The organism is Lyngbya confervoides BDU141951 (assembly GCF_000817775.3).
GTDB classification, from domain to species: Bacteria; Cyanobacteriota; Cyanobacteriia; order Thermosynechococcales; family Thermosynechococcaceae; genus Lyngbya; species Lyngbya confervoides.
On the sequence record NZ_JTHE03000102.1, the window covers coordinates 1 to 15,969 of the forward strand.

The following is a 15,969-nucleotide window of genomic DNA, read 5'->3' on the forward strand; positions in this document are numbered from 1 at the left end:
GGCAACAATTCTGGTCAAAAATCAATCAATATGGCTTCAGCTTTGCAAAAATATAACATCAAATCTTGGTCACACCCTTCTAATGATGTCAGTCCAATGGCAAAAACTAGCTGAGATCAAAGAACTTAAAGAATACTTTGAAGCTGATTTTTGTAATTTCCAAAAACGCATTGAATACCATATTCGTGAATTGCAGAAGATTGACTCAACAGAGCTTGACAAGCTTGCTGTTTTGCGGGTTCTTGAAGTGACAAATGGTTGTACTCAATGGGGATTTCGGAGACAGGATAAGCATTGCTTATCTGTAGAGCAAACTCGTGAATGCATGAGGACAGTAATTGGATTTATTAAAGATAAGAAAGTCGATCTTTCTCGTGGAGAAGCGATACACTTCACTTTGCCTATTGAAAAATTGATTGAGGAGGGACGAAATCTTTACCAAGATGCATTTAAGAAAAATGTTGCTGGTGCTGAGGAAGAATACTATGCATATTCTACGGCTCAATTTTTGGTATATGGTCGTCAACGGTTAGATACTGCAATGCAATTAGTAAAACAGGAGTTTGAATCTTTGTTTACCCCATACTATATCGAAAAGGGGCGTAATTATATTGCTCCATACGTTGAGGCATTGCCCCCTGAAAGTTAATGAAATGGGGTGCATTATCCTAGGCGATTGACAAAGCAAGACTCACGGTCTAAACAATATGTTGGCCCAAGCATCACATAAGGTAAGGCGTTCCTCTCCGCCAAATTCTGTGGATCCCCTTGGATACAAAGGACAGGGTGATGACTTTTTTCACCACTCAGCGTCAACACCTTAGGCTTAAGTTGCCGCCCTTCCTTTGCTTATTGGCTTGTCTGGACTAACTGGGCTTCAGCCTGCCCGCGATTTTCGGCTGCTTCTGCATTCTCTAGGGCTGTTGCGATCGCCTGTTAAAAAGTCTGGATGACTTCCGGCAAGCGGTTTTGTCCCATGCCAGCGCTAGACCCTCATGGCAGGTTTAGTCTCTCACGATATCGCCCTGCCTCGTTCCCGCCTCGTCCCCGGCTGAAGGAAGCGGAGGAGTCCCCGGCGTGGAAAGGGGCGGGAAATATCTTCCAGATTAAGCGTCACTCACCGCCTGACTCTCCAAAGAGAGCTGAGACGGTGAGGGAGAATGCTGCTGACATGATCAGATCAGCAATGATGGGTTAGGGAGATTCCGTGGAGCTACCGGAACTCTCCGTACTCCCAGAGGGAGATTCAGAGCTAGGCGCTTCAATGTTAATCTCAGGCGAGGGGACATCAACATTCACATCCGGAGCTTGGGGCGCTTCCTGGGCAGGCACATTGATAATATCGGGACTGTCCTCCGAGGTTGGGGATTGGCCAGCCAGCAGAAAGTAAGCCCCGGCTCCTAGCCCAAGAACAACCACTACGCCTAGAAAAATACCCAGCAGGCTTCCCCCACTTCCGGCACGTCTGGCATCAGCATAGCCTTCGTTGTAAGCGCTAACTTCTCGATCTCTTTGATTAACCATGGGACTTGTTCCTAAATCAATGAATGTTGGGATGGATTTTGTAAATCGGACGATCCTCAAAGGCGATCGCCGCGCGGACACGGATCGGCTAGGAGGGGACATAGAACAGTAACAGGGGCAAGATCTTTCTCACTGCAACGGCCCTTCCTTTGCTCTTAGCATAGAGACTTGGGCGTCAAACTCGATGCCTCTCTAGGGTGAACTTTTCCGTATCTGTCCCCAGGAAAACCTCTACCAAGAGACAGAAGCCGCTGCCGTTGGAGAAGCGATCGGCCAACCGCGCTGATCCCCCATCAAGACGACGTCACAAAAAACGGCGTAACAAAAAGCGGAGCCGGTCAACGACTCCGCTGGGGCCAGGCAAAGCGACTAAATAATGAGGCTAAAGGACCCCATCATCGGTAGAGGTAGGGCTGCTGCTTAGCCTAGGCTTCTTGCCAAAGGGTCTTAATCTGACCGGGAAGATGATTCTCAATCTCTTGGACCTGTGCTGAGCTCAGCTCGGCTTTCGTCGCTGAAAAGATGGCGCTGACGACCTTTTCAACGGAGACCTGCTTGGGCACCGCCCCCTCTTGGTTGACGCGTCGCAAGAATAGACTATCGTCAATTTCCAAAGGGGGGCGAATGCTGCTGATAAAGCTGACGATGGGATTGGTATCTAGCCATAGATCGGCTACCTCTTCCTGAATTTCCTTCGCATGGCTTTTAGAAGCGGGCGTCCGCAGTTCGCTGGCAATGTTCTGGGCCGCTTCGTTACCCATCATGTCGCGCATGGTCCGAAACACTACTTCTGTAATGTCACGAGCGTCAAAGACATCGGGAAGCCCGGCCTTCGCCATCACCTTCTCCAGAAAAGCCATGTTTTCAGGAGAAATTGCGGTATTTTTAGAAGAGTCTGAATGCTTTGCCATTTGATGCTCCAATTTTTGTAATAGAGATTGCCCCGAGGACGTAACCTGGGCATCTTTCAGGGAAACTAAGGACGGTAAAGGGTTTGGCCCTTTGTCGGCGTAGGCATCTCCTGAAAAGTCTGCTTGGATAAACCCGCGTTGATTCATGTAATCTAAATGGCCTAGAAAATCCTTCTCAGACACCGGGTGACCTAGCTTTTCTTCGACGGCTGGCTTGAGCGAGGTTTCATCGTGACTTTTATCGCTGCTAAGCTGGTCGAGTAGCGCGTAGGCAAGTTTAGGCTGTAACGTAATCGTCATAGTAAGTAGATAAACTCCTTCGGGGTTTGCTAAGCTGCCAGGGAAAGCTTCACGATCCCTCCCTGACAGATGGAAGACCGTCATCAACAACTAGATAGAAAGGTGATTCAGCGAGTCTCAATAGTTGAATCACCTCGTTGTCGAATCGCAGCTCGGACGCTAAAACACGGCGATATCCTCTCTTCAGTAAGGTCTTCTCTCTAAGGTCTTCTTCTGGATATCCGGCCTATTGCTGGCCCAAATCCAGGAAATCGGCGATCGCGAACTGCTAGATTGCCTCGTCAAGCAGCACCTTTACCAATCTAAGCCGACCTTGGGGTTAGACCGCATCCCTCTGTCGGTGGGATTCTTGCCACGTCAAACTCCGCCCTTCGGCAGAGCCCTTCGAGGTGAGATGACTCTGCTCAGACCGAGTTGAGCGCCAGTTCGAGACCCAGGGGCGCCGCGCAAAGAATGGGGAAGGGGAACCAATTGTGCCAGCCTAGGCGCTAACTTGACGCCCCTACTCGGCAGCGATTTCAGACCTGCCGAGTTTGCTCAACAATTTGATCGACCACCGCCGGGTAACTCCCCTGCTGGGCAAACACCTGCCGTTGGCGGAGGGCGCCGTTGCCCTGGGTCAAAACTTGATCTACCTGCTGCCGTACCACCTCCCAATCTCCATTGCGTTCAAGGGCGGGCTGTAGAGTCTGCAGTAGGGCCTGGATAGAGTCTGCGGCCGGAATGGGCCGCAGTTGGGAAAAGTCAATGAGGTGTCCTTGGGTGCCGTAGCGTGCGGCTTGCCACATTGCGGCTTTTAGCAGCTCCGTGCGAATTTCTGGATAGGGGCGGCAATCGAGAAATGCCTGGTAGCAAGTTTGGGTCAGGGCGCGAACCAAGCCTGCAAACATCACTGTTTCATCCACCGTGGTGCAAACGTCTGCCATGCGAAACTCAATTGTGGGAAAGCGATCGGAAAGGCGAATGTCCCAGTAAATTTTGGTAGGGTCATCAATGATCTCGGTGTCGATCAGTCGCTGTACAAACTGCTGATGATCCCGGTAGTCTGTGAAGATGGGGGGCGGACCTGCCGTGGGCAGGCGACTCCAGAGCACCATGCGATAGCTGTGATAACCGGTGTCCTTTCCCAGCCAGAACGGTGAGCTGGCAGTGAGGGCCAGTAAGGACGGCAGCCAGAGTCTGGCGCGATTCATCACGCCGATGGCCGCGTCCCGGTCCGCAATTCCAATGTGAACATGACATCCAAAAATAATTAGCTCCCGAACCAGCTGCTGAAGATCGGTATTGAGACTGCGGTAGCGGTCCTTGGGCGTCAGGTGCTGCTGCTGCCATCGAGAAAACGGGTGGGTTCCAGCGGCGGCGATCGCTAGGCCGTGACTTTGCGCCGCCTGATTTGCCGCCTGCCGTGCGCGGACAAGTTGCGCCCGAACTTCGGAGAGGGTGTAACAAACATCGGTGGCAATCTCAACCTGGCAACGATGCATTTCATGGATTAATGTCGCCGTTTGGGGATTTTGCTGATTGGTCTGGATCAGCTTGCCGGACTGACTGGCGAGTTGGCGAGTCGCGGGGTCAATCACCTGATATTCCTCTTCAACGCCAAGGGTGAAGGCAGGATCTGGCATCAATGTGTCCTCACTTGATTCGTGCTTGCTCTAAGGGTCTGTCCATCCCAGAGTTGCCGCGCGCTCGCAGATGCTCGCTGGAGTTCTATGCATCAATCCCCAGTCTCAAGAAGCTTAGCGCAGCTAAAAGACTCGGCATTCTTCTGGGAGGTAGAGCGGGGTCTCTATCTTTGGGGAGATCTTGCGGAGGATTTTGGCCCAGAATCGACTGTCCGAGGCCGGGGAACGGAAGGGCACCGGACAAAGATTGTTCCGAATTTCCTTCTATAGACTCATGTGGAGCGATCGCAACTTAGGGATAGTTGGAGGGGATAGTTGGAGAGGGGAAAAGTGGGAGAGGGCTGAAGCCGCTCCCTCACCGAACCTGCACCTGAGTAGGGTTGCAACTCTGATCCCCATCTGAATGGAACAATACAAGCAACGGGAGGTTCTGTGAAACGAGTACTGGCCATCATTTTGGGAGGCGGACGAGGAACGCGCCTGTATCCTTTGACTAAAAAGCGGGCTAAGCCTGCGGTTCCCATCGCCGGGAAGCATCGGCTCATTGATATTCCCATCAGTAACTGCATCAACTCGGGCATCACAAAAACCTATGTGCTCACTCAGTTCAACTCCGCCTCGCTGAATCAACACATTTCCCGCGCCTATGGTTTTTCTAGCTTTCAGCAGGGATTTATCGAAGTGTTAGCTGCCCAGCAAACCCCGGAGAATCTGGACTGGTTCCAGGGCACTGCAGATGCCGTTCGCCAGTACCTGTGGCTCTTTCGGGACCTCAACGTTCAGGAATATCTGATTCTTTCGGGGGATCACCTGTACCGTATGGACTACAGTGACTTTGTGCAGCACCATCGAGACACAAACGCCGATATTACGCTCTCGGTTTTACCCATCGACCCAGCGCGAGCCTCTAGCTTTGGGCTAATGAAAATTGACGCCTCGGGACGAATTATTGACTTTAGCGAAAAACCAGAAGGGGATGCCCTGCAGCAGATGCAGGTCGACACGACGACCCTGGGACTTTCCCCCGAGGCCGCGCAGGAGAAGCCCTTCATTGCCTCCATGGGCATCTATTTGTTTAAGCGCCAGGTTCTGATTGATTTACTGGAGAAATACACTGACTACACAGATTTTGGTAAGGAAATCATTCCCGAAGCCGCCAAAAACCACCAGGTCCAGGCTTACTTATTTAACGACTATTGGGAAGATATTGGCACCATTGAGTCCTTTTTTAAGGCTAACCTGGCCCTTTCCCAGCAGCCCCATCCTCCCTTCAGTTTCTATCATGAAGAAGCGCCCATCTATACCCGCGCTCGCTACCTGCCCCCCACCAAACAGCTCCACTGCGAAGTTATTCAATCCATGATCAGCGAAGGGTGCATTCTCAAGGAATGTGCCATTCACAATTCAGTTCTGGGCATTAGGACGCGAATTGATTCCGGTTGCCGGATTGAAGATAGCCTGATCATGGGCGCAGATCACTACGAATCGAATTTTGAAGATCGTAAGGACTGTAATGTAGCCCATATTCCCTTGGGAATTGGAGCCAACAGCCTGATTCGCCATGCCATTGTGGATAAGAATGCCAGAATTGGCTGTGATGTCAAAATCTTAAACAAAGATCGCGTTCAAGAAGCGGATCGAGAAGCTGAGGGGTTTTGCATTCGCAGTGGGATTGTGACCGTCTTGAAGGACGCCACAATTCCCGATCAAACCATCATTTAAAGCAGGCCATGCAAGCACTCCATGCAAGCACTCCCTTGAAATCTGCCCCTGAAACAGATCAGGTTCCTGTTTACCCGGACTCTTGTGGTTAACCTATGTCCTATCCCTCTACTCCCACCCTAGATTATTGGCACGTTTGGACCGATCCAAGCGGCGTGAGTCACCAAACTCGCTGTCGGCTGACCCAATTTGAGCAAGAAAGCATGGGGGGCGAGGCAGATCCCCAGTGGAACTGCCGACTGATGGCCGCAGCCAGTGAAGTGCTGTTTGCCCATCTCCCCGTGGGTTGGGTGGGGGAATGGCACGAAAATCCAAAGCCCCAGTGGATTATCCCGTTGTCGGGGCGCTGGTTTGTGGAAACCATGGATGGTCACCGGGTGGAGATGGGCCCCGGTGAGGTGTCCTTTGGTGCCGACCAACACACCCAACCCGATGCCGATGGACACCAGGGACATCTCTCCGGCACCGTGGGCGATCGCCCGGCCATGCTGATGATTCTTCAAATTCAAGAAGATACTTGGATTGCAGCGCCTCCCACTCAATTTCAACCGGATTCTGGTGAGTAATGCCTCCTAAAACCTCTCCTGACTCGCCAGCGGGTTCCACCTTTGTGTTTCTCCACTATTTTGGCGGCTCCGCCCAGAGCTGGCGCTGGGTCACAGATCGAATGCCGACCAGTCGCTGCATTGCCCTGGACCTGCCGGGGTTCGGCGGCCGACCAGCGCTAGAGACTCCTTCCCTGAGCGCCTATGGGCAATCGGTGCTCAGGGACCTGGAGAGATTCGCCGTCACCGACTATATTCTGGTGGGACATTCCATGGGAGGCAAACTGGCGCTTCAGGTTGCGATCCAAAGCGATCGCCCCCCGCAGCAGCTTGTCCTGGTTGCCCCTTCTCCGCCTACCCAGGAGCCCATGCCAGAGTCGGAGAAAACCCGGCTGCTGGAGAACCATCCTAGCCTGGAAAATGCTGCTACCACGGTGAAGAATGCCACCCACAGACCCCTGAGTCCAGATCAGCAATCCCTAGCCCTAGAAACCCATCAAGTGGTTGAAGCTTCTGCCTGGCGCTGGTGGCTGCGCGAAGGCATGAACCACTCCCTGGCTGAATCCGCGGCTCAGCTCAGCCTGCCCATCACGGTGCTGGCCTCCCAAGATGATCCCGTCATTCCGGCCACCCGTCTGCGGCAAGATATTGAGCAATACCTGCCCCAGGCGAAGGCTTACTTTATTGCCGGGGTAGGGCATCTTATTCCCCTAGAGGCCCCTGACTGGGTGGCGCACCACCTCCAGATCGTGGCCGAGGCTGCTTGGGCCGACTCCTCCTAGCTTGTTTTCTCCGAACTCATTCCCACCCAAACCCATCCCACTTACTTGGAGGTTTACCATGCTTGCAAGCGTTCTGACCACCTGGCTGGTGACCAGCCTCAGCCTCTTTATCCTCTCCCGACTGTCCCTGGGCACGGAAGTGGAGGATTTTTACACTGCTCTTTGGTCCGCAGCTGTCCTGGGGGCCGTCAATGCAATTCTCGGGCCCATTTTCCGCTTTTTCTCCTTTCCCATCACCTTCCTGACCTTCGGCCTGTTTGCCGTCGTCATCAATGCCATTTTGTTCGGCATTACCGCCTATCTGGTGAAGGGATTCCGGCTGCAATGGGGATTTCTGAGTGCGCTGGTGGGGGCTGTGGTTTTAAGCCTCCTCAACAGCCTGATTTTTAATGTGCTGCCCTCCGCGATCGCGTAGATTCCTTGCCACAGATTTGACCCAGAACCGGTTCCTAGGGAGGGGCCGGTTTTGCCATGGAAACCCTTTAAGATGGGATGCCTCTCACCTTTGTAACCCTTGTTCTCTAAGGCCTTGGTGGCTCAGCCACTGGCTAACAAACCTCAATCTCCAGAAGTAGACTCCCAGGGGCGGAATAAGACATCGGATAGAGGAAACGAACTCTGGAAAATATTACAGTGTTTGACAAGTACAAGACAAAATCACTGCAATCCCCTATTTTGTCCAGGCAAATTGGCCCGATTGGAAATTAAAGGAGATTTATCCATGGAATCTGCATTTGAACTTTCCTTAGAGCAGGAATTTAACCTCCGCTCCTTTGAGCAGCAGGTGGATCAACTCAGCGAGGATCAAAAGAATGACTATCTGCTGCAGACCTTAAAGCAGCTGATGATTAAAAACAACGTCATTAAACACCTGCTGACCCATCGCGATCCGCTTTTCTTTGCTTCCGAGTCCTAGCCGCGGGACTTGTTACGGTTTGCGATAGCTGGCAACGCGGAGTTTCAGAGTTGCCAGCTGCGGGTCAGAGGAAAAAATAAACGCCCCCTCCGCCTTCTCCTGGCGAGAGAGAAAATCAATGGTCTGCTCACCGGATTCCAACAGAATACCGTCTCGTTGTAGCTCTGCGATAACCTGCACAGCCTCAGCCGTTTCTCCCCCGTGATTGACCACCACAAAGGGGACGTAATACTGAGTTGCTGCGCGGGTTTTGACCGATCGAATCTCTGCCGCCTGCAAAATTTCCAAAATAGGCGGTTGCTGCTGGCGATCGCTCACCCAGAGATGAATCACGAGTCCCACCACCAGCGACAAAATCAAGCTGCTAAATCCCAAGCTGATCCATTCAGCCGTTGATTGAGGCCGATGGGTTGCAGGCTCCGGAGTCCTGGAAGCGTCATCGGTTGCCGGGGGTGTGTGTCTCTGTGTCATAGGGCTAATCTCCCAGCTGCTCCGCCAATGGTGGCCGGTAATCCCAGTACTAGCGTATAGCGCAAAATCGTTTCCCAGGGGGTTTCTAGTCCTACCTGCTGAAAGAAAAAGAGCATCGTTGCTGCGGCAAACAGAGATACCAGATAAGACACAATGGTTTCGCTAATGGGACTTTGAAACAGCCCCGTTTGCTGCTGCCGTTGAGACTGCCGTCCAAAATTAGCCTGAAAGACAATGCCGTAGGAAATGATCAGGGAAGAGAGCACAATGAGCAAGAGCCAAATTCCCTGCAGGGGAGCAGCAAGCATCGGCACTTCCTCAGTGGGGGCAATACTAAAGGCAATGATTAAAGCCCCCATGAGAGTCGCGCCAATATCGCTCAGGGTGTCATTGAGTACGTAGGTTGACGGGCGAGTTGGGCGGGAATCGGCTGCTGGTCTACCCGGTTTTTTTCTCTGGCTTTTCTGCGGCTGGCTTTCCCTCTCCAGAAATTGGTTCGCCAGGGCTGCCCCCAAGGCAAAGGGGACGCTTTCAAACACTACCTTTCCCAGGGTCTCGCTGAGATTCGTCTGGAGGGTGATTTCCTGCAGCAGTACCAGCATCCAGGCGGCATTGACTAGCCCTATGGCAATGGCATCAATCGTATCATTCAGCGCAGCCCCCAAGGTTTTCCGGCGAGTACTCCGAAAGCCCTGGGTCAAGTTCAGCAGAAAGACCACTAGGAGCATGGTTGCGATCGCCAATAGCAGCAGCGGCGGTGACGTAGCAGAGCCAATCCACCAGACTTCCATGGTGTAAAACAGCGGAATGCCAAACAAAAATCCACCGCAGGTTCCCCGCACCAGATCATTCACTTCTCGCTGGAGATCAGAGGGCTGAGACTTGGGCTGGGTCATGGCAGGGAATGGGTCATGGCAAAGAAATATTGGGTCTCTCTTGCGGGTGGAAGGAATCTAAGAGACGATGACAACGCGGCCAAGAGCTGAGCATTGCTCATTCACAGGCACCTAGGAGCAAATCGCTCAGGCTCAATCAGTGCAGGCTCGATCAGTGCAGGCTCAATCAGTTAGGGATGAATCATCGCCGCAGCCTCTGGGCGTTGCGAGGGGATTGCCTGGGGCGCAGCGGTGCAGCTTGCGGCGGCAATAATGACCAGCAACAGCAAAATTAAGAGATTGCCCCGCTCAAAGAACATGACGCAAAAATATTGGCTAGATCGAATCCATGGGTTGGGGTGTTGCATTGGATCTCTCCCGGCAGTGGTGGTAAAACGAGGCCTGAGTAGGGAAAAGGACAATTTTTGGGGACCTGTAGTGCATCGAGGCGACCGGACAAAATACGTTGCTTGCCAGTTCAAGGTCGATGTCAGCAGGTTAATCGCTATCCTACTGTGCCGGTTGCCGGTTGACCTCTGTCGATGGGTCTAGGCAGAGCCGATCAGGGGGATCTGCTTGCTGATTTTCCCTCACTTACTTCCCCCCTATAGAGCGACTGATCTGCAATAGAGCGTTCTTGAACAGGTCAGGACGCGACAGCAGGAAATGGACCTGTTGCCAGTGCGAGGAGGCCCGCCAAACGCCGCTAACTTCCAGGCACAGGTAATCTAGACTTTGCCAGGACAACAATATGCTAGACACGGGTGAATCCTTGATCGGGGCTGCCCATCGATCTTTTGGAAACAGGAACCCGGTATCAATAGATACACCCTGACCCAAATAGATCCGTTTGGATGTAAAAGTTGTACCTTCTGGCAGAGTCTAAACATAAAGATCTGTATCAACAGAAGGATCAAATCCTGGGATTGACCTTGATAAGTTAGTTTTAGAGCACGCTTTTCGTCCATACGCGCTGGAGATTTTACTGGATGTCCCCTACTCCTCAAACTCAAGATCGTCGTCCCACTCGTTCTTCAAGGGATCTAGTCCGGATGTACCTGCATGAAATTGGTCAGGTTCCCCGGTTGACCAAAGACGAAGAAATTATCTACGGCAAGCAAGTGCAAGCCATGATGTCGCTGTTAAAAACGCGAGAAGAACTAGAGGAGAATGGGGCCGTCTGTGAGGCTGATTGGGCCGAGGCCGCAGGGCTGAGCGAAGTCGATCTACACAAGGTGATGCGCCAGGGTCAAAAGGCCAAGCAAACGATGGTCAAAGCCAACCTGCGGCTGGTGGTGTCCATTGCCAAAAAGTATTTAAACCGCAACATGGAGTTGCTTGACTTGATTCAGGAAGGAAGCTTGGGGCTGCAGCGAGGCGTGGAAAAGTTTGATCCGTTGCAGGGCTATCGGTTTTCCACCTATGCCTACTGGTGGATTCGTCAGGCCATTACCCGCGCGATCGCAGAGCAGTCTCGTACAGTCCGACTGCCGATCCATGTGGTGGAAAAGCTCAATAAAATCAAAAAAATCCAGCGGCAGCTTGCCCAAACCCTAGGGCGTCAAGCCACGCCAGAGGAAGTTGGAGATGAACTGGGACTTGAGGCTGACCAAATTCGCAAGTTCTTAAAGCTTTCTCGCCCGACCCTATCCATTGATAAGCGCGTCGGTGCTCAGCAGGACACCGAGCTGGTGGATCTGCTAGAAGATGGCGGAGCCTCTCCAGATGACTACGTGCGCGAAAGCTTGATGCGTCAAGACCTGGAATTGGCCCTGGCCAGCTTGAACCCGCGCGCGCGAGAAGTGCTGACCTTGCGCTTTGGTCTTTCGGGAGAGAAGCCCATGACCCTGGCTGCCGTGGGCAAACGACTTCAGATTAGCCGCGAACGGGTGCGTCAACTGCAGCGTCAAGCACTCACCTATCTGCGCAAAAACCATCGCACCAATCTTCAGGCGTATCTCGCCAGTTAAGGAGGACCCGTTCTATGGCCATCTCGGCAATCGAATCTATTGAAACCCTGCTGGGCGAAGAGGCCGAGTCATTGCTCAGCTACCAGGCCAAGGTCTCTTCGGAACTGCTGCATCTGCCAGGACCCGACTGGGTGGACCGCATTTTTGGGCTTAGCGATCGCAATGCCCAGGTGCTGCGAAGCTTGCAGCAGCTTTATGGTCATGGGCGCCTTGCCAATACCGGATATCTGTCCATTCTGCCCGTGGATCAGGGCATTGAGCATTCCGCTGGGGCCTCCTTTGCCCCAAACCCCATCTACTTTGACAGCGAGAACATTCTCAAGCTGGCCCTGGAAGGAGGGTGCAACGCCATTGCCACCACCCTGGGCATTCTGGGCAGCGTCTCGCGTAAATATGCCCACAAGATTCCCTTTATCCTTAAGATCAATCACAACGAACTGCTCAGCTATCCCAACCAGTCCGATCAAATTTTGTTTGCCTCAGTTCAGCAAGCCTGGAACTTGGGGGCCGTGGCTGTGGGGGCCACCATTTATTTTGGATCGCCTCAGTCAGCCCGCCAGATTCCAGAGATTGCTCAGGCCTTTGCCCAGGCCCACGATCTGGGCATGGCTACCATTCTCTGGTGCTACTTGAGAAATAGCGTATTCCAGCAAGATCAAGACTATCATCTGGCTGCGGATTTAACCGGGCAGGCCAATCATATCGGGGCAACCCTGCAAGCTGATATCGTTAAGCAAAAGCTGCCGACCACGAACCATGGCTACGGGGCTGTGAGCCAGGCAACGGGCCAAAGCTACGGCAAGACCCATCTCCAGGTTTACTCGGAGTTGTGTAGCGATCACCCCATTGATCTGTGCCGATATCAGGTTCTCAATAGCTTTGCTGGACGCGCGGGCTTGATTAACTCCGGGGGAGCCTCCGGAAAAAACGACTTTGCCGATGCAGTCCGCACCGCGGTTATTAATAAGCGAGCGGGGGGGTGCGGATTGATTTCAGGGCGCAAGACGTTTCAGCGCCCTATCCAGGAGGGTGTGCGTTTATTCCATCTCATCCAGGATGTTTATCTTTCTGACTCGGTGACGGTCGCCTAAGGGGGCATATTTTAAGGGCGTCCATTCAGAAAGATGTGCCTACAGCTGATTGTAAGAATCTGGAGCGATTTCAACCCCGCCTGCACGTTGGTGGCGCTGCCGATCGGTGAGCAGATCACTCAGCTCATGAATTTCAATGCCAGCTTCTGCACAGGCACTCTGCAACGCCTGCTGGAAATCGGCTAGGCGATCGCCGTAGCCACATTGCCTAGCCGCAACTGTCATACCCGATTTGGCATTGGCCTTGGCACAGCTAATAAGGATATTGCCGGTGAGGGGAGTCTCTTGAGTCACAATGGTTAAGATTTTGTAGGGGTGAGTAAACTTAAGCTGAGTGTAGCAGAAAGGCAACGCTGGCGAATCTAACCATTGAGTGAACTTCCAGCCAGGGGATTGTCCGTCTCCCCTCTTTTTCTCTATCCCTTGGAAGATCTCAGGGCCAGTGAAATTCTACCGGAGTTGTGATGATGCCGCGGATGACTTTTTCTACAATGGGCCTGTTGATCGTCACCGGTTAATCCCCACTTAGGCAAGGAAAAGGCTAGGCAAGGAAAAGGCAATGGACATTCGCTGGCAAAAACTGATCCTTTCCATGGTTATCTGGGCGATCGCTGAAGTAGTTTTAAATTTAGTGGGCATGGATGACATGGTGGACTATAGCGAATATATCCTGGTGATTCGAGAGACGACCCTCATCGTTCGCCAGAGCACCCAGGAACAGTTAATTCCGATGCATCGAGCAGTGCCGGAGGTTTTAATCTCTGCCTGAGGTGCAAGAGCCGTCTGCGATCGGTCAGTTCTGCTAGCTTTGGCTGGCAGATAGTTAGAGCTTTCGTCATCGCTTGACCGGTGGATCAGGAATTAAGCTTGGGTCAGCCAAGTGCGGGCCGCTTCTATTTGCGATCCCTCGAAGGCTTTGATTTGCGCGGGAAAAATTGCGCTGACGGCCTCTGCCATGGTGCGCATCCACCGGGGGTCTGCCACAATCGCGACGTGGGTCATGTCCCGATATCTGCGGCAGTAATTTTGCCTTCAACCGTAATTTCTACCACATTGCTATCTGCGTGGTTTTGGTAGGCCATGCCTAAGGGCTGCACGTGATCCGGTGCGCTGAGGAGCCAGGTTCGGGCCGCTTCCAGTTGTGTTAGCTCAAAGGCCTTGACCACAGCGGCAAGGAAATTATCGGCCGCTGTGGCAATGGTTCTCACCCATTGAGCTTCTGCAACCACAGCCACATGGGTAAAATCATTCACGTGGCTCAGGTCAAATTGAGCATCTTTCCAGAGGGCGATGGGGTCGGTGCCTTCAAAACTGCGAATTTCTTCGAGCAGCCTCAGCTTTCCAACGGTTTCAATATCTGATCTCATGCGCGGCAGCACCTGATCGAAATCTGCCCAGAAAACCTATGAAGCCGTCGCCATTTCCTTCGGCAGGGGATAGCGCAGCAGAGCAGCCGCAGGCTTTGCCGCAGCCAGTTCCTCCGTCTCTACTGCAAAGACCTCTCCGTCGCAAAATAGGGTGTAGATTACGGCCAGGTTGAGTAAATCATCATTGTTTGCACTAGAGTGGTCTGCCACTGAAACCGTGCGGGCTTCGGCATCGAACTGTCCCCACACGGCCTGATCCGGACGGAAAAATAGGCTTTCAATTTGACCATCGTGGGCCGCTACCAGAATGTCGCGCAGATCAGTAATGGTATTTGGCGTTGGGGTTTGATCCTGATATTTGGCAATTGCCGCTTGCTTAACCTGGGTGAAATAGGGCTCCACTAAACCCCAGGTTTGCTGGTGAAGATCTTGAGCAATCAACGTGTCGGGATTGGTGGCGATCGCCTCCTCTAACAGATGGGGATAGTGGTTGGCCTCTTGATAAATGGGGAATAGATAGTCCACACCCACAAACACCAACGGGGCTTGAGATCCGTTGAGTAAGGCTTGCAAACCATCATTCACCTTTTGGAAAAAGCGCAGGATATCCACTTTATTGTCGGTGCTGCCAACTCCTTGGCCGTGATAGGTGGGCGTAGAATGACTGGGGTTGCCGCTGTGAAACTGCAGCTGCTTCTCTGGATCATCGAACCGTAGTGCTTCCGCCAAACTCTCCGGCATCTCCTCCACCTCCATGGGATGAATGTGATCTCGGGTCGCCTGAAACAGACGCGTTTGGTTTTGACTCGCCGCGAGAATGTAGTATTGCCCATCATTAATCAACAGGGGAATAAGGGGCTTAACCTGGAAGCGGTGGGCCACAGTCACCTGCGGGGAAAAGGACCGAGGCAAGCGATAGCAGTGGAACTGCTGCGGAGCTAGAAACATGGCCAGCCCCTGGTTTTGATGCTGCCAAAACTGCCGTTGCTCCAATCGCGATTGGGCCGGTGCGAGAAGATCCTCTAGATCTTCTGTCTCCATTCCAGCCGCCGCTAGTTTTTGGGCTGCCTCTGCCAGTAAATTTTTGAATCGAATGGGATTTTGCTGAGTTTCTGCCCCCTTTTCATGGGTGGGGAGATAGATGGACAGGCAAAACTCGTTGCGGGTTTGGATTAATTGCTTAAGTTCAGAAAGGGAAAAGTTGGTCATGGGAATTTCAAGGGTTGCAACAGCAAAAAGGGGACCGGGTCAACGGCTAGGGATCTTGACGGGCCGGCGGGTGGGTGGCTTCGATGGCGGTCAAGGACTCTAGAATTCGATAGCGGTGGGCCGATCCTTTGGGAATATACCAAGAGTCACCGGGATTAAGGGCCAGGGTTTGACCAGCTAGGGTGAGTTCCGCTTGGCCAGAAATGACATAGCCAACGGTTTCATAGTTACGGCTTGCCTGGGGCTTGTCCGTATCAGCCGACTCTTCTTTCCACAGGCGAAGCGCAATTTCCTGACCCGAAGCTAGATATTTCTGACCCTGGCTGCCTTCAGCGGTATCTTTTTCATTAATAAGATAGGTATCTGCTTGGTTCATGGGTTTAATATGTTTTTGTGCAATGAAGTTGCTGTGCAACAGCGACGGCTGTTGACGGCTTTTTTTAAACTAAGATAGGATTTTCTCGGATTCCTCTAACGATCGGGAGAAATTTGGCGATTCGATAGAGGGAGTTTTTTAGGGCGATCGCGTTATTCCTTGTCCGGCTGGCTAACTCCAGGCCTATCTCCAAGACATAAAAACTCGACTACCAATTTAAGGCGGGACAGTTTTGAGAAAAATGTATTTTTTGGGAGAGTGCTCTAACCAGGGTTGATCCTGGAG

General features: G+C 52.5%; 19 protein-coding genes and 1 pseudogene. 9 read left to right on the forward strand and 11 right to left on the reverse strand.

The window, feature by feature from the left end:
- On the forward strand, positions 1-649 hold a 649-nt coding region (locus QQ91_RS17505; protein WP_250833389.1), incomplete at its 5' end, for a hypothetical protein.
- Positions 650-1,194: 545 nt separating this feature from the next.
- Here the strand turns inward: QQ91_RS17505 and QQ91_RS17510 are convergent.
- The 3 genes from QQ91_RS17510 to QQ91_RS17520 form a co-directional block, all read right to left on the reverse strand.
- Positions 1,195-1,524 carry a hypothetical protein gene (locus QQ91_RS17510; protein WP_166283326.1) on the reverse strand — a complete coding sequence of 110 codons (330 nt, stop codon included), beginning with the start codon at positions 1,522-1,524 and terminating at the stop codon, positions 1,195-1,197.
- A gap of 425 nt (positions 1,525-1,949) precedes the next feature.
- A complete protein-coding gene (locus QQ91_RS17515; RefSeq protein ID WP_166283328.1) occupies positions 1,950-2,735 on the reverse strand; it encodes a DUF2267 domain-containing protein in 786 nt (261 codons plus the stop codon).
- Positions 2,736-3,253: 518 nt separating this feature from the next.
- Positions 3,254-4,360 (reverse strand): carboxylate-amine ligase, encoded by a 1,107-nt coding sequence (locus QQ91_RS17520; RefSeq protein ID WP_166283330.1) that lies wholly within the window; start codon positions 4,358-4,360, stop codon positions 3,254-3,256.
- Positions 4,361-4,792: 432 nt separating this feature from the next.
- On the opposite strand from QQ91_RS17520, the gene QQ91_RS17525 reads away from it, so the two are divergent.
- From QQ91_RS17525 to QQ91_RS17545, 5 genes are all read left to right on the forward strand, one after another.
- A complete protein-coding gene (locus QQ91_RS17525; RefSeq protein ID WP_166283332.1) occupies positions 4,793-6,082 on the forward strand; it encodes a glucose-1-phosphate adenylyltransferase in 1,290 nt (429 codons plus the stop codon).
- A 95-nt stretch (positions 6,083-6,177) separates the two neighbouring features.
- Positions 6,178-6,648, forward strand: coding sequence for a cupin domain-containing protein (locus QQ91_RS17530; RefSeq protein ID WP_166283334.1), 471 nt, complete (start codon positions 6,178-6,180; stop codon positions 6,646-6,648).
- Complete coding sequence (locus tag QQ91_RS17535; protein WP_166283336.1) at positions 6,648-7,409, forward strand: alpha/beta fold hydrolase; 762 nt, start codon at positions 6,648-6,650, stop codon at positions 7,407-7,409. Before QQ91_RS17530 ends, QQ91_RS17535 begins: the two co-directional genes overlap by 1 nt.
- Positions 7,410-7,467: 58 nt before the next feature.
- Complete coding sequence (locus QQ91_RS17540; RefSeq protein ID WP_166283338.1) at positions 7,468-7,824, forward strand: phage holin family protein; 357 nt, start codon at positions 7,468-7,470, stop codon at positions 7,822-7,824.
- A 306-nt stretch (positions 7,825-8,130) separates the two neighbouring features.
- A complete protein-coding gene (locus QQ91_RS17545) occupies positions 8,131-8,325 on the forward strand; it encodes an NblA/ycf18 family protein (RefSeq protein ID WP_166283340.1) in 195 nt (64 codons plus the stop codon).
- Positions 8,326-8,337: 12 nt separating this feature from the next.
- Here QQ91_RS17545 and QQ91_RS17550 read toward each other — a convergent pair whose 3' ends face one another.
- The 3 genes from QQ91_RS17550 to QQ91_RS17560 form a co-directional block, all read right to left on the reverse strand.
- Positions 8,338-8,796 (reverse strand): TIGR02588 family protein, encoded by a 459-nt coding sequence (locus QQ91_RS17550; RefSeq protein ID WP_166283342.1) that lies wholly within the window; start codon positions 8,794-8,796, stop codon positions 8,338-8,340.
- Positions 8,793-9,692: a TIGR02587 family membrane protein gene (locus QQ91_RS17555; protein WP_166283344.1), complete on the reverse strand. Its 900-nt coding sequence runs from the start codon at positions 9,690-9,692 to the stop codon at positions 8,793-8,795. The genes QQ91_RS17550 and QQ91_RS17555 overlap by 4 nt, the downstream gene beginning before the upstream one ends.
- Before the next feature lie 170 nt (positions 9,693-9,862).
- A complete protein-coding gene (locus tag QQ91_RS17560) occupies positions 9,863-10,039 on the reverse strand; it encodes a hypothetical protein (RefSeq protein ID WP_166283346.1) in 177 nt (58 codons plus the stop codon).
- A gap of 621 nt (positions 10,040-10,660) precedes the next feature.
- Here QQ91_RS17560 and QQ91_RS17565 point away from each other — a divergent pair.
- A complete protein-coding gene (locus tag QQ91_RS17565; RefSeq protein WP_166283348.1) occupies positions 10,661-11,641 on the forward strand; it encodes an RNA polymerase sigma factor, RpoD/SigA family in 981 nt (326 codons plus the stop codon).
- A gap of 14 nt (positions 11,642-11,655) precedes the next feature.
- Positions 11,656-12,732: a class I fructose-bisphosphate aldolase gene (locus QQ91_RS17570; RefSeq protein WP_166283349.1), complete on the forward strand. Its 1,077-nt coding sequence runs from the start codon at positions 11,656-11,658 to the stop codon at positions 12,730-12,732.
- Positions 12,733-12,771: 39 nt separating this feature from the next.
- Here the strand turns inward: QQ91_RS17570 and QQ91_RS17575 are convergent, their stop codons facing one another.
- Positions 12,772-13,083, reverse strand: coding sequence for a hypothetical protein (locus tag QQ91_RS17575; protein WP_201277497.1), 312 nt, complete (start codon positions 13,081-13,083; stop codon positions 12,772-12,774).
- A 208-nt stretch (positions 13,084-13,291) separates the two neighbouring features.
- On the opposite strand from QQ91_RS17575, the gene QQ91_RS17580 reads away from it, so the two are divergent.
- Positions 13,292-13,501: a hypothetical protein gene (locus tag QQ91_RS17580; RefSeq protein ID WP_166283322.1), complete on the forward strand. Its 210-nt coding sequence runs from the start codon at positions 13,292-13,294 to the stop codon at positions 13,499-13,501.
- A gap of 92 nt (positions 13,502-13,593) precedes the next feature.
- Here QQ91_RS17580 and QQ91_RS17585 read toward each other — a convergent pair whose 3' ends face one another.
- The 4 genes and pseudogenes from QQ91_RS17585 to QQ91_RS17600 all read right to left on the reverse strand — a co-directional run bounded on the left by QQ91_RS17585 (position 13,594) and on the right by QQ91_RS17600 (position 15,684).
- Positions 13,594-13,734: a SpoIIAA family protein gene (locus QQ91_RS17585; RefSeq protein ID WP_236096226.1), complete on the reverse strand. Its 141-nt coding sequence runs from the start codon at positions 13,732-13,734 to the stop codon at positions 13,594-13,596.
- Positions 13,731-14,114 (reverse strand): annotated as a pseudogene (locus QQ91_RS17590) (SpoIIAA family protein); the annotation flags it as partial. The pseudogene QQ91_RS17590 and the gene QQ91_RS17585, both read right to left, overlap by 4 nt.
- Positions 14,115-14,135: 21 nt before the next feature.
- On the reverse strand, positions 14,136-15,308 hold the full coding sequence (locus tag QQ91_RS17595; RefSeq protein ID WP_166283351.1) for a baeRF7 domain-containing protein: 1,173 nt from the start codon (positions 15,306-15,308) through the stop codon (positions 14,136-14,138).
- Positions 15,309-15,354: 46 nt separating this feature from the next.
- On the reverse strand, positions 15,355-15,684 hold the full coding sequence (locus QQ91_RS17600; protein ID WP_166283353.1) for a cupin domain-containing protein: 330 nt from the start codon (positions 15,682-15,684) through the stop codon (positions 15,355-15,357).
- Positions 15,685-15,969 lie beyond the last annotated feature (285 nt).

Coding starts and splice junctions, on each gene's coding strand:
- QQ91_RS17565 (WP_166283348.1), top strand. CDS start 10,661: ATGTCCCCTACTCCTCAAACTCAAGATCGTCGTCCCACTCGTTCTTCA.
- QQ91_RS17560 (WP_166283346.1), bottom strand. CDS start 10,039: ATGCAACACCCCAACCCATGGATTCGATCTAGCCAATATTTTTGCGTC.
- QQ91_RS17520 (WP_166283330.1), bottom strand. CDS start 4,360: ATGCCAGATCCTGCCTTCACCCTTGGCGTTGAAGAGGAATATCAGGTG.
- QQ91_RS17555 (WP_166283344.1), bottom strand. CDS start 9,692: ATGACCCAGCCCAAGTCTCAGCCCTCTGATCTCCAGCGAGAAGTGAAT.
- QQ91_RS17545 (WP_166283340.1), top strand. CDS start 8,131: ATGGAATCTGCATTTGAACTTTCCTTAGAGCAGGAATTTAACCTCCGC.
- QQ91_RS17550 (WP_166283342.1), bottom strand. CDS start 8,796: ATGACACAGAGACACACACCCCCGGCAACCGATGACGCTTCCAGGACT.
- QQ91_RS17570 (WP_166283349.1), top strand. CDS start 11,656: ATGGCCATCTCGGCAATCGAATCTATTGAAACCCTGCTGGGCGAAGAG.
- QQ91_RS17540 (WP_166283338.1), top strand. CDS start 7,468: ATGCTTGCAAGCGTTCTGACCACCTGGCTGGTGACCAGCCTCAGCCTC.
- QQ91_RS17595 (WP_166283351.1), bottom strand. CDS start 15,308: ATGACCAACTTTTCCCTTTCTGAACTTAAGCAATTAATCCAAACCCGC.
- QQ91_RS17580 (WP_166283322.1), top strand. CDS start 13,292: ATGGACATTCGCTGGCAAAAACTGATCCTTTCCATGGTTATCTGGGCG.
- QQ91_RS17535 (WP_166283336.1), top strand. CDS start 6,648: ATGCCTCCTAAAACCTCTCCTGACTCGCCAGCGGGTTCCACCTTTGTG.
- QQ91_RS17530 (WP_166283334.1), top strand. CDS start 6,178: ATGTCCTATCCCTCTACTCCCACCCTAGATTATTGGCACGTTTGGACC.
- QQ91_RS17585 (WP_236096226.1), bottom strand. CDS start 13,734: ATGACCCACGTCGCGATTGTGGCAGACCCCCGGTGGATGCGCACCATG.
- QQ91_RS17510 (WP_166283326.1), bottom strand. CDS start 1,524: ATGGTTAATCAAAGAGATCGAGAAGTTAGCGCTTACAACGAAGGCTAT.
- QQ91_RS17515 (WP_166283328.1), bottom strand. CDS start 2,735: ATGACGATTACGTTACAGCCTAAACTTGCCTACGCGCTACTCGACCAG.
- QQ91_RS17600 (WP_166283353.1), bottom strand. CDS start 15,684: ATGAACCAAGCAGATACCTATCTTATTAATGAAAAAGATACCGCTGAA.